Genomic DNA, 12697 nt, shown 5'->3' on the forward strand with positions numbered 1-12697 from the left:
GAGTCTTTTAATGGAGACTAATCTATAATCTAAAGTAAGTTCAATAATTAAAAATTATCAGCTTCCACCAACACTGACTCTCTAAAAATTTCTATATTATCTACTACTCTTTATAATACTTTATTAAATTTTATCTATTATAAATATTATATATTAACTAATGTAATTGTCAATATCAATTTTATTTCCATCTGCCCACAATCTTTCCAAGTTATAAAATCCTCTCTCATCTTTATGGAATATATGAATTATTATGTCTGTAAAATCTAATAATATCCATCTTCCTTTTCTATGTCCTTCTTTTGCCCTTAATATATATCCTTCTTTTTTTAATTTATCATCTATAGCATCAGCTATTGCTATTACTTGTCTTTCATTGTTTCCACTACATATCATAAAATAATCTGCAATACTTGTAAGTTCACTAACTTCTAAAACATCTATATCATGAGCTAGTTTATCATCTGCTGCATTTATAATTAATGCTAATTTTTCTTTAATTTCTTTCAATTTATCATCTCCTAAATATTATTTTCATTTTTTAAAATCAAGCTATTTCTAGTTTCAATCGTATCAGGATGTATTAGAAAACCTCTATCAATTATATATTTCAAAGTATTATCCATGGCAAGTACCATTGATTTATCAATGTTTTTAAAAGCTAAGTCTCTTATATGATCTATACCAGGAAAACTTCTATTTGGTTCTATAAAATCAGCCATAAATATTATCTTTTCTAACATAGTCATATTGCATCTTCCTGTTGTGTGATATTTTATGGCATTTAATATATCTTCATCTACTATATTATACTTAAGTTCTGCTATTTTTGCTCCTAAATAAGGATGAATTAAATGATGATTGTTTTTTAAAATAACATCTAATATTATATCAAATTCATTTGCTTTTTCAAGTAATACTTCCCTATCTTTATATTTAGCTGAGTCATGTAAAAGGGCTGCTAATTCTGCTTTTTTTTCATCCACATTATAAGTTTTTGCAAGTTTTATAGCCATATCTACTACTCTAATAGTATGCTTATATCTCTCTTCATCTATTTCATTTTTTAATATTTCTTTTATTTTAGAAATCTCCATGGTATCCTCCTATCTATAAAATTCTTTTTCTACAATATAATTTATAACCGAATCACTAGTCATATATTTAATGGTTTTATTTTCCTTTATTCTTTTTCTTATCTGACTAGAAGATACATCCATAGGGGCAATGGTAAGAAAGCTTATTTTCTTATTATATTTTTTTTCTAATTTATCTATTTGAAAATTCACTTCATCTAAATTATATCCTGGTCTTGTCGCTGCTATAAATGTGCATATATTAAGTAATTCTTCAGTATCTTTCCAATTTTCTATATCTAGTATAGAATCTGCTCCTGTTATAAAAAAAAGTTCAGAGTCCTTATAAATTACATTTAATTTTTTTAATGTGTCTATTGTATAACTTGTCCCTATCCTATTAGTTTCAATATCAGATACGGTAAAATATTTGTTCTTTATTGTTGCAAGTATAGTCATTATATACCTATCTAAGGCAGGTATTAATTTAGTCTTATCTTTATGAGGAGGAGATCCAGTAGGGATAAATATTACTTTATCTAAATTGAATTTTTTTCTAGTTTCTTCTGCAATTATCAAATGGCCTATGTGTATAGGGTTAAAGGTTCCTCCCATTATTCCTATTCTTTTGATTTTTCGCATTATATCACTCCAATTAACTATTATGAAAATTAATCCTCTAAAAAGAAGATTAATTTTCATCTATAAAAGCTTTTAATTCATCTATTTCTTCTGAATCTGAAGAAGAAATCTCTTCTATCTTTTCTTTTTCAAAATTTTTAAAATAAATTATCATACTTCCATTTACATCATTTTCATAACGTATGCATCTGTAATTTTCTTCATACAGATTTTTTACCTTTTCTATATTAGTCATATCTACAACAACTCCTTTATATATATTTATAATTCTTACCTGAGTTGCCTTAAATATTCATTACTTAGGTAAATTTATTTTTTTGTTTTCTTCTGATTCCCTATATAATATTATTTTATTTCCTATCGCTTGAACAAATTCAGAATTAGTCTTTTCTGCAAGCTCATTTGCTACTTCTTTAGCATCTAAAAGATTATTATTTAAAACATTTAATTTAATCAATTCTCTAGCTTCTAAGGCTTCATCAACTTGTTCTATCAAATTATCAGATAAACCATTTTTACCTATTTGAAGTATTGAATCCATATCATGTGATTTTTTCTTTAAAAAACTTCTTTGTTTTCCTGTAATCATATTTCTACCTCTTTTCTTTTAATTTTATTCAAAGAATTCAAATTCATATCCACAAATATTTACTGAATCCTCTTCATTTATTCCAAGTTCTCTTAATCTATCAATTATACCTAATTCTCTTAATCGCTTTTGAAAATATCTTGTAGAATCTACATCCTCTAAGTTTGTTGAATCCATTAATTTTTGAGCTATAGCTCCTTCTACAAAATATTCGCCATCTTCTTCTTTAACTATAATATCTTTCTCATCCTTTGAATCATAAGTCTTTATATCTTCTTCTACTTCTATTAGTGACTCCATATCTCCTGTTTCTTTAAGCATATTACTTATTTTATATACAAGATCTTTAACACCTGTTTTAGTTGCAGCAGATAATTTGTATACATTATAACCTAATTTTTCTATTTCTTCTTTAAAGTCATTAAACTTATCATTATTTGGCATTAAATCACTTTTATTTGCTACCACTATTTGAGGTCTTCTTGCTAGTTTTTCATTGTATAATTTTAATTCTTCATTTATTTTATGAAAATCTTCTATTGGATCTCTTCCCTCTTGTCCTGATATATCTACCATATGAACTAATACTTTTGTTCTTTCAATATGTCTTAAAAACTCATGACCAAGACCTGTTCCTTCATGGGCACCTTCAATAAGTCCTGGTATATCTGCTATTACAAAATCATTTGCATCATTTAATTTAACAACACCTAAATTAGGATTTATAGTAGTAAAATGATAATTAGCAATCTTTGGTTTTGCAGCTGAAACTATAGAAAGTAAGGTTGATTTACCTACATTAGGAAATCCAATAAGTCCTACATCTGCAAGTAGTTTAAGTTCTAATATTATCCATCTTTCTTCACCAGCAGCTCCACCTTCAGCAAATCTTGGAGCTTGCCTTGTAGGTGTTGCAAATTTTGCATTACCTTTACCACCTCTACCACCTTTTGCTACAGTAAAGGTATGGTTTTCTTCTGTTAAATCTGCAATTACCCTACCTGTTTCTTCATCTCTTACAATAGTTCCTGCAGGTACATTGATTATTAAATCTTCACCCTTACTACCATATTGTCTTTTTGATCTCCCATTTTCACCTGATTCTGATTTGAAATGTTTTTTAAATCTCAAATCCATAAGAGTTCTAAGTCCTACATCTACCTTTAAAATAACATTTCCACCATGGCCACCATCTCCACCTGCAGGTCCACCTGAGGGTTCATACTTTTCTCTTCTCCATGCAACTGCTCCATGGCCACCATTTCCACCTTTAACAAATATCTTTGCTTTATCTATAAACATTTTTATCATCCTCATTTACTTTTACTTTACATATAATTTTACCCATATGTAATGTTTACCTCAAAAGTCTATAAATTATTCACTAATAAAAAAATAAAGACCTACCACAATAGGTAGGCCCGGTATTATTTAGCAATAGCTTCTTGAGGATATACACTCACTTGCTTTTTGCCTTTTCCTTTTCTTTCGAATTTAACTACTCCATTTACTATAGCAAATAAAGTATCATCTCCACCCTTTTTAACATTAATTCCTGGATGAATTTTAGTTCCTCTTTGTCTAACTAATATATTTCCTGATAGTACGTTTTGTCCATCGCCTCTTTTAACTCCAAGTCTTTTAGACTCACTATCACGACCATTTTTTGAACTACCTACCCCTTTTTTATGAGCAAATAATTGTAAATTCATTAACATCACTTACACCTCCCGATAGTCTAGGCTTATATAATCTGGATAAGATTCCGCTACACTTTTTATGCCGATTAATACTGTATTTAATACAATTTGTGATTTTTCAAAATCATCTTTATTTAGGTTTTTTGGTAATATTACTTTAATATATCCATCTTCTATTAGATAAGATATTTTCAAGTTTAAAAATTCTAACAAAGACATTAAACCAGTTTGAGCAAGTACAGATACTGCCGCACAAACTATATCTTTACCATGTTCATCATAACCTGTATGACCATTCATGATATATTTAAGTATATTACCATCATCATCAAAGAAAAATTCAACTTTAGTCATTTATATCACTAGGCGTTAATTTTTTCAATTTGTATTTTTGTATAAGGTTGACGATGCCCTTGCTTCTTTCTATAATCTTTCTTTGCCTTAAATTTATATACGATTATTTTCTTTCCTTTTCCATGTCCAACTATTGAAGCATCAACAGTTGTATTTTCAACAAATGGCTTGCCTACTTTAACATCACCATCATTAGATACAAATAACACTTTATCAAACTTGATACTATCTCCTTCGTTTCCAGCTAACTTTTCAACGAAAAGAGTATCACCTTCTTGAACTCTATATTGTTTTCCTCCAGTTTCAACTACTGCATACATTACACTTACACCTCCTCAAACCAGTCTCGCCAAATAATAGGTACTCTCGTTTTAAAACCTAAATTGAGCGGCTACTTACAGAATAACATTTTATCAAATATTTATCCCCTTGTCAATCAAATCTTTAACTCTACCCATTTTTTTATTTTTAATTTCATCAATATTCAAATCATTATTTTCTTTGAAAAATATTTTTATATCATTGTTTTCTTCAATAGAATTTATTGCTTTTTCATGATTTTTGATTATATCTTCAAATTTATAAGAATTTAATTCAAATAAGACTGCAGATGAAGATGTATGGTTTTTTACTCTCTTTACTTCTTTTTCAATTTTAGTTAATAAAAACCCAGTTGATTTTATTTTGCCAGTTCCCTTGCAACATTTACAAGTAGATAAAACTTGTGTTGATAGTTTGTTCCTACTTTTCTTTCTGGTCATTTCAACAAGTCCAAGACCTGTCATGCCAATAACAGTAGTTTTTATTCTATCTTTTTTTAATTCTCTTTTTAAAAGTTCTATAAGTTCATCTTCTTCACCACTATTAAACATATCTATAAAATCAATTATTATTATTCCACCTATATTTCTAAGTCTTAATTGCTTTGCAATTTCTTTTGCTGCTTCAATATTAGTCTTAAAAACAGTGTCTTTTAGATCTATACTTCCTACAAATTTCCCAGTATTTACATCAATAGAAGTAAGAGCTTCAGTTTCATCAATTACTAGATATCCTCCACTTTGAAGCCATACTTTCTTTTCAATTGCTGATTCTATTTGCAAGTTGATAGATAATTCACTAAATAAATCACTATCTTCTAGGTAGTTAATTCTATCCTTTAAATTTGGTGATATAACCTTAACTAATTTTAGTATTTCATCATACTTTTCTTTGTTGTTTATAAGTACCTCATCTATTTTTTTAGTGAATATATCTCTAATAGTGCGTTTAGGTAAATCTAAATCTTTATATATTAACCTAGGTGAAGATCCAACATTTTCTTCTGCCATTATTTTAGAATATAAATCTACTAAATAATTTATATCTATTTTAAGTTCATCTACAGATTTATCTATTGAAGCTGTCCTCAATATAAGACCCATATCTTCAGGCTTTAATTCATTTGCCAAATCTTTTAATCTTTGTCTTTCATTTTCTTTGTTTATTTTTCTAGATACTCCTACATAAGTATTATAAGGCATGAGTACTAAATATCTACCAGGTAGAGAAATATGAGTAGTTACTCTTGGTCCTTTTGAATCATATGGTTCTTTTATCACTTGTACTATTAGCTCATCACCTTGTTTGACCAAATCATTTATTGATAAATTTTTATAATCTACTCCATTTATATATTGCTCCTTAGGCAAGGCATCTTTTATATAAAGAAAAGCATTTTTACTAAGCCCAATGTCAACAAAGGCTGCTTGCATTCCTTTAAGTACATTTACTACCCTACCTTTATAAACATTTCCTTGTACTTTATTTTCATCTTTTTTTTCATGAAATACTTCTATTAGTTCATCAGCTTCTAAAACTGCCACCCTATCTTCATATGTTCCAACATCAATTATTATTTTATTCATTAAATCACTCCCAATGAGGACTTTAAGTAAATAATTCTACTCTATGAATTTTATAATCAGAGCTATTTACCATTAACCCTTCATTTATTAAAGAATCTATTAAAAGCTCAGGCTTTAAATTTCCACTACTACCTGTTTGTAATAAAGTTTTTAAAACAATCTTATTTCCTTCAAAAGATACTAGGCTAAGTTCATATATATTACTTCTTATATCAATATCTCTCTTTATAGTTCTACCTTTTTTCTTTTTGCTTTTTGTTATATATATTTCATCTTTTTCTATGAAATTATCAATAATATCTTTAACATCATTCTCATTGATATTTTCTAATAGTTCAACTTCTATTGTATAAGTAGAAGATTTAACCAAGGACATTAAGGAACTTTTATCATCAGTATAATTGGCCTCTAAAATTTCTATCCCTTGTGGAAGAACATTGTTCATCTTTTCTATGAATTCATTGGAATTTATTTTTTCCTTTAATTCTAAATCCATATATTCAGCCTCACTTGTAGTGCCAAGTGCTAGTGCTGTAGCAAAAGAAAATTTGGGCTTAGGGTTATATCCTTCTGAATACTCTATGGGTATACTGGCGCGTCTAAATGCCCTCTGAAACAATCTCATAAGGTCTAGATGAGAGATGTATTTCATAAGTAAATGTTTTTTGAATTTTATTCTTAATTTTAGCATTAGCACAAGTCTCCTTTAAATCCTTTTTCTATTCCACATCCACTACAACTTACCTTACAATTTGGAGTTAATTCAGAGAGTTTTGCCTTTTCATTTTCTTTTATTAAGAATGATTTACTTACACCTATATCTATGAATTCCCAAGGTAATACTTCTTCATAATCTCTTTGTCTATTAGCATAAAATGCTGGGTCAATTTCTAATTTTTCAAATGCATCCATCCACACATCATATTTGAACCTGTCTCTCCATCCATCAAACTTAGCTCCATTTTTAAATGCTTCTATAAGAACTTTTGAAACCTTTCTATCTCCTCTAGCAAAAACCGCTTCAAGAAAACTTGTCTTTGCATCATGAGTATCAAATTTAATCTTTTTATCTTTTATTATAGTTTTAAGATAATCTTGTTTTTCTTTAAATTCTTCTAATGTACTTTGAGGATACCATTGAAATGGAGTAAAGGCTTTGGGTACAAAACAAGAAGCAGATGTGTTTATTTTAAGATTTCCTTTTAAGTTTTCTTTAGGTCTATTAAAAAATTCACCTCTAACCTTATAGGCAAGATCCTTTATGCCTTCTAAATCTTCTTTAGTTTCAGTAGGAAGTCCTATCATAAAATATAACTTCACCGTTGACCAACCCATATTAAATGCATCCCTTGATGCCTTTAATAAATCTTCTTCATTTATTCCCTTGTTTATAACATCCCTAAGTCTTTGACTTCCTGCTTCTGGAGCAAATGTAAGCCCTGTTTTTCTTACCTTTTGTATCTCTTGTATTAAGTCAAGAGAAAAAGAATCAAGTCTAAGAGATGGAAGTGATAATCCAATTTTATCTTCCTTAAATTCATCCATTAAACGAATTACTAAATCTTCTAATTCAGAATAATCACTAGTAGAAAGTGAAGATAAAGATATTTCTTCATGACCTGTTGATTTTATTAATTTTTTTGCAATTTTTAATAAACTTTCTACACTTCTTTCACGAACAGGCCTATAAATCATACCTGCTTGACAGAATCTACAGCCTCTAGTGCATCCTCTAAATATTTCAAGTATTACTCTATCATGTACCGTTTGAATGAAGGGTACAATCATTTTATCAAGATAATAAGTTTCATCAAGATTTTTCTGAATTACCTTTTTAATTTTACGAGGATAATCTTCATTCTTAGCTATCATTTGATCTATAGTCTTATCTTCCTTATATTTGATATTATAAAATGAAGGTATATATATACCTTCTATATTTAATATTGATTCTAAGAATTCTTTTCTAGTTAATTTTTGCTCTTTAGATTCTTTATGCTTTTGCATAACCTTTAAAATAGTTTCTTCAGCTTCACCTATGATAAAAAAGTCAATTATATCAGCTAAGGGTTCAGGATTATAAACACAAGGTCCTCCTGCTAAGATAAGGGGATCTGATTCTGTTCTATCCTTACTTTCTAAAGGAATATTAGATAAATCTAACATATTTAATATATTTGTATAGCTCATTTCATATTGAAGTGTAAATCCTACAAAATCAAATTCATCTAAAGGTGTTTTAGTTTCTAAAGAATAAAGTGGGATATTGTTTTTTCTCATTTGATCTTCCATATCTACCCATGGAGAAAATACTCGCTCGCAATAAATTCCTTCTTCATTATTTAAAAGATTATATAATATATGTAGTCCCAAATGACTCATTCCTACATCATAAATATCTGGAAATGCAAATGCAAATCTAGTCTTTATATCTTCTTCTTTTTTAATGTAAATATTTTGTTCATTGCCTATATATCTGGCAGGCTTTTCTACTTTGAGTAATATTTTATCTAATGTTTCTTGTTTAATCAAATTAATCATCCTTAATTTAAATTTACTTTTTAGTACAAGAGTATTTTATCATTTTTTACTATTAATTAGTAGTGTTTCTATATTTTCTGTTACTCCATTTACTATTATACCATTAAAAAAACATTCCTCGCTTATATTGCCCAAGAAATTTCCTTCATTATCAATTATAAATATTATATTATATCTATTAGGTAATATAATATCTAATATACTTTTTAGTTCAGTACCCTTTAAGACTATCAAAAAGTGAGTTTTCATTACAGATTTATTTTTTAATTTTTTCTTTTTTCTTCCTATGCCTCTAGTTAAAATAAAGGCTGCCATTTCATTTTCAACTTTGGCAGCCTTATATAGATAAATAGTCATAGTAGCTAAAATAATTATTTCAAATATATCCTTTACATATAATAGGCCTATTAAAAATAATAATGATAAACTTATTTTACCTACAATATTTGTAAATTTATTTGCAAATTTAAATCCTCCATGAATATATAATATTCCTCTTAAAATCCTACCTCCATCCAAAGGCATTATGGGTAAAATATTCACTATGAATAAGATTAGATTAACTTCAATAAAAAAATCTAATAAGATTATTCCTGTGAAATTTATATATATTTTATACGATATTATAAACAATATAAGATTAACTAAAGGACCTGCTATGCTTATCATTATTTCTTTGATTGGCTCTATCCCCAAAGGATATTCAAATTTAATTATAGCTCCTAATGGAAATATATTGACCTCTCTTATCTTAACATCTTCTATTATTGCTACAATCAAATGTCCTATTTCATGAAATGATAATACTACAAACAATATAATAAATTCAAGCATATAATTATTAAAATACATTATTAAAATTATAGGTATTAATAGTAAATGGAAATTTATGTCTATCTTTTTAAATGTAAATAATTTCATCTCTCACCTTCCTATCAAATAAGCAATATATCTTCATTTGTAAAATCTATATTCTCTAAGGGGTCTATAACTTCATCATCCTTATATAATTCAATTCTAAAGTCTAAACTTCCATCATTCTTTTTTATAGTACCTATCTTTTCACCTTTTTTTACATTTTGATTAATTTCTTTATCAATAATATCAAATCCATAATATTTTGCCGTGTATTCATCATGTTCTATTACTATGAATTTTCCATATATATTATCCTTACCTATCTCTTTTATTGTTCCATCAGCTATTGATTTTACCTCTTCTTCATTTGCAACTACATCTATTCCTTTATTAAATACCTCTACGTTATTAGATTTTTTATACATGCCATAGCCCCTATATAAAGAACCCGAAACAGGAAAAATATAATTAGAAGTGTTTTCATCAAATATATTATTAAAAACTTCCCTTTCCTTTATCTTATCAATAACTAATATAGTATCTGATTTGATATTTCTATCATTTTCCAAAAAATATTTTACTGTTTTAATTGTATTTTGTGCAGATTCTACATTAAATAATTTAATTACAATTATAGTTATAACGATTAAAACACAAAAAAAAGTTTGAATAAATAATTTCCTATAACTTTCTTTGTTGTATTTAGTTTTAGTTTGATATCTTTTTCTTTTATTAAACATTTTATTATTCATATTTATCTCCTACCTTATAAGTATTCTTATTACTAGATTATTTAATAAGGATAGATTTTATTACAAAAAAACAACCTAATCATTAATGATTAGGTTGTTTTTTTATTTCTCTCCAAGAAAGATCTCCACGTTCCATTCCTTTAATAAGGACCTCAGCACTACCCATATTAGTAGCAAGTGGTATATTATGAACATCACATAAACGAAGAAGAGCTAAAACATCAGGTTCATGTGGTTGTGCTGTCAGAGGATCTCTTAAAAATATTACTATGTCCATATTATTTATAGCTATCATAGCTCCTATTTGTTGATCTCCACCTAAGGGTCCAGAATTAAAACGAGTTATATCTAAATTAGTATTTTCCTTTATTCTAAGACCTGTTGTACCTGTGGCAAATAAATTATGTTTTTTTAAAGTATCTTCATATGCTACAGAAAAATTAATTATATCATCTTTTTTCTTATCATGTGCAATAAGTGCTATATTCATTTTTTTAACTCCTTACTTCATATGTTTATCTTTCATTTTTATAATAGGTATATTAGCAACTAGAGCAGGTATTGGAGAATTATCAGATTCTCTTCTTGTCCTAGTAAATTGTATATCCAAACCTTCTTCATCGATTTCCATATAATCAGATATTACATTTATAATATCACCCTTTATCATCTCTAAAAATTTTGGAGATACATTAGTTCTATCATGAATAAGTACTAGTTTTAATCTTTCTTTGGCAACACTTTTACTTTTATTGTTAGATTTTCCTAAAAAATCAAATAAGCCCATCGTTATCCCCCCTCTTATTTTTTACCAAAAAATATTTTCTTCAGTTTAGTAAACATATTTTCATCTACATCTAAATTAAGTAGAGGAACTTCTTCCCCTTGAATGCGTCTAGAAATGTTTTTATAAGCATTTCCTGAAAGTGAACTATCATCAGTTACAGCTGGTTCACCCTTGTTTGTAGATATTACTATGGCTTCATCATCAGGTACTACACCTAAAAGATCAATGGCTAATATATCTATCATATCATCTATATTCATCATATCTCCTCTTTTAACCATATCATTTTTGATTCTATTTATTATAAGCTTAGGATCGTGTATTCCTTTTGCTTCTAATAAGCCTATTATTCTATCTGCATCCCTTACAGCAGATATTTCTGGTGTAGTAACTACAATAGCCCTATCAGCTCCTGCTATAGCATTTTGAAAGCCTTGTTCAATCCCTGCAGGACAATCTATAATAACATAATCAAACATATTCTTTAATTCTTCTGTTAAATCTAGCATTTGCTCTGGAGCTATTGCAGTTTTATCCTTTGTTTGAGCAGCTGGTAAGAGAAAAAGTCCAGGATATCTTTTATCTTTTATAAGACCTTGCTTTAGTCTACATACACCTTCTACGATATCAACTATATCATAAACAATTCTATTTTCTAAACCCATTACTACATCTAAATTTCTAAGTCCAATATCTGCATCAACTACAACCACTTTTTTACCTTGCATAGCAAGTCCAGTTCCTATATTTGCAGAAGTAGTAGTTTTACCTACTCCTCCTTTTCCCGATGTTACAACAATAACTTCACTCATTTATTTTCCTCCAATTTCAAACTATTTTTTTTGTAAGTAAGGTTCTATAATAACTTTATTAGCTTGTACACGTGCAATTTCTGGCCATTTAGGGTTTAAAACTTCATTATCAGGGCTTCTAGCTATTATATCTGCTATTCTAAGTTGAGTTGGTTTCATTTTAAATGCAGCTACAATAGAATCCTTGTTTCCATCACTCCCAGCATGAGCTATACCACGAAGAGTTCCCATAACAATAATATTTCCTTTTGCTACTATATCTGAGCCTGGATTAGTATCACCTAAAATAACAATATTACCATCATACTCTTCTCTTTGACCCGATCTTAGAGTATTTCTTATGAATTTAGTATCTCCTTCATATATACCACTAAAAGGCACTTCATATTCAACTTTTTCTATTTCTTTTGGCATAATATCTATTTTAATATCAAATTCCTCTATTATATTTGATAAAATAGCAATTTCTATATCTGTAAGATTATAACCTCTTATATCTATTACCTTAACACCTTTAAAGAAATCTTTTGTATTTGTTAATTTTTTTGTTAATTCTTCTTTTATAATTTTAAAATCTGCTTCATTTATTTGAATATAAATTCCTTCTTTATTGCCTTTAAAACTTATTATATCATGATTCATATTTTTTTACCTCCAAAAAATTTGGCCTTTCTTAGAT

18 protein-coding genes and 1 other annotated feature (1 of these 19 only partly in view) are annotated in these 12697 nt (G+C 27.8%); all 18 genes read right to left on the bottom strand.

What is annotated here, in order from left to right; genetic code table 11:
- Positions 1-126: a binding site (T-box leader), on the bottom strand; it reaches 57 nt to the left of the window's first position.
- Between the two features lie 27 nt (positions 127-153).
- The gene (gene rsfS, locus ACTHUW_RS01345) at positions 154-510 is read right to left on the bottom strand and encodes a ribosome silencing factor (RefSeq protein WP_442210097.1); all 357 of its coding nucleotides are present in this window, start codon (positions 508-510) and stop codon (positions 154-156) included.
- Between the two features lie 11 nt (positions 511-521).
- The gene (gene yqeK, locus ACTHUW_RS01350; protein WP_442210096.1) at positions 522-1097 is read right to left on the bottom strand and encodes a bis(5'-nucleosyl)-tetraphosphatase (symmetrical) YqeK; all 576 of its coding nucleotides are present in this window, start codon (positions 1095-1097) and stop codon (positions 522-524) included.
- A 9-nt stretch (positions 1098-1106) separates the two neighbouring features.
- The gene (gene nadD, locus ACTHUW_RS01355; RefSeq protein ID WP_442212333.1) at positions 1107-1718 is read right to left on the bottom strand and encodes a nicotinate-nucleotide adenylyltransferase; all 612 of its coding nucleotides are present in this window, start codon (positions 1716-1718) and stop codon (positions 1107-1109) included.
- 49 nt (positions 1719-1767) lie between these two features.
- Entirely contained in the window at positions 1768-1953 is a 186-nt protein-coding gene (locus ACTHUW_RS01360; protein WP_442197122.1) for a hypothetical protein, read from the bottom strand.
- A gap of 60 nt (positions 1954-2013) precedes the next feature.
- Positions 2014-2307, bottom strand: a complete 294-nt coding sequence (yhbY, locus tag ACTHUW_RS01365; RefSeq protein ID WP_442197121.1) for a ribosome assembly RNA-binding protein YhbY — start codon at positions 2305-2307, stop codon at positions 2014-2016.
- Between the two features lie 24 nt (positions 2308-2331).
- The gene (gene obgE, locus ACTHUW_RS01370; RefSeq protein ID WP_442197120.1) at positions 2332-3609 is read right to left on the bottom strand and encodes a GTPase ObgE; all 1278 of its coding nucleotides are present in this window, start codon (positions 3607-3609) and stop codon (positions 2332-2334) included.
- Positions 3610-3734: 125 nt separating this feature from the next.
- Entirely contained in the window at positions 3735-4028 is a 294-nt protein-coding gene (gene rpmA, locus ACTHUW_RS01375; protein ID WP_442197119.1) for a 50S ribosomal protein L27, read from the bottom strand.
- Positions 4029-4361, bottom strand: coding sequence for a ribosomal-processing cysteine protease Prp (locus tag ACTHUW_RS01380; RefSeq protein WP_442197118.1), 333 nt, complete (start codon positions 4359-4361; stop codon positions 4029-4031).
- 8 nt (positions 4362-4369) lie between these two features.
- On the bottom strand, positions 4370-4681 hold the full coding sequence (gene rplU / locus ACTHUW_RS01385) for a 50S ribosomal protein L21 (protein ID WP_442197117.1): 312 nt from the start codon (positions 4679-4681) through the stop codon (positions 4370-4372).
- Positions 4682-4774: 93 nt separating this feature from the next.
- The gene (locus ACTHUW_RS01390) at positions 4775-6268 is read right to left on the bottom strand and encodes an Rne/Rng family ribonuclease (protein ID WP_442212335.1); all 1494 of its coding nucleotides are present in this window, start codon (positions 6266-6268) and stop codon (positions 4775-4777) included.
- Between the two features lie 22 nt (positions 6269-6290).
- Complete coding sequence (locus ACTHUW_RS01395; protein ID WP_442198951.1) at positions 6291-6959, bottom strand: TIGR03936 family radical SAM-associated protein; 669 nt, start codon at positions 6957-6959, stop codon at positions 6291-6293.
- Entirely contained in the window at positions 6959-8797 is a 1839-nt protein-coding gene (locus ACTHUW_RS01400) for a TIGR03960 family B12-binding radical SAM protein (protein ID WP_442210128.1), read from the bottom strand. Before ACTHUW_RS01400 ends, ACTHUW_RS01395 begins: the two co-directional genes overlap by 1 nt.
- Positions 8798-8848: 51 nt before the next feature.
- Positions 8849-9730: a site-2 protease family protein gene (locus ACTHUW_RS01405; RefSeq protein WP_442210092.1), complete on the bottom strand. Its 882-nt coding sequence runs from the start codon at positions 9728-9730 to the stop codon at positions 8849-8851.
- A 14-nt stretch (positions 9731-9744) separates the two neighbouring features.
- Complete coding sequence (locus tag ACTHUW_RS01410; RefSeq protein WP_442198949.1) at positions 9745-10419, bottom strand: murein hydrolase activator EnvC family protein; 675 nt, start codon at positions 10417-10419, stop codon at positions 9745-9747.
- Between the two features lie 82 nt (positions 10420-10501).
- Entirely contained in the window at positions 10502-10909 is a 408-nt protein-coding gene (gene mgsA / locus ACTHUW_RS01415; protein WP_442210089.1) for a methylglyoxal synthase, read from the bottom strand.
- A 12-nt stretch (positions 10910-10921) separates the two neighbouring features.
- A complete protein-coding gene (gene minE, locus ACTHUW_RS01420) occupies positions 10922-11206 on the bottom strand; it encodes a cell division topological specificity factor MinE (RefSeq protein WP_442197111.1) in 285 nt (94 codons plus the stop codon).
- A 14-nt stretch (positions 11207-11220) separates the two neighbouring features.
- Positions 11221-12018 (bottom strand): septum site-determining protein MinD, encoded by a 798-nt coding sequence (minD, locus tag ACTHUW_RS01425; RefSeq protein ID WP_442198947.1) that lies wholly within the window; start codon positions 12016-12018, stop codon positions 11221-11223.
- 21 nt (positions 12019-12039) lie between these two features.
- On the bottom strand, positions 12040-12660 hold the full coding sequence (locus tag ACTHUW_RS01430; protein ID WP_442198946.1) for a septum site-determining protein MinC: 621 nt from the start codon (positions 12658-12660) through the stop codon (positions 12040-12042).
- Between the last annotated feature and the right edge of the window lie 37 nt (positions 12661-12697).

It is taken from the genome of Senegalia sp. (in: firmicutes) (genome assembly GCF_052088025.1).
Classification (GTDB): domain Bacteria; phylum Bacillota; class Clostridia; order Tissierellales; family SIT17; genus Anaeromonas.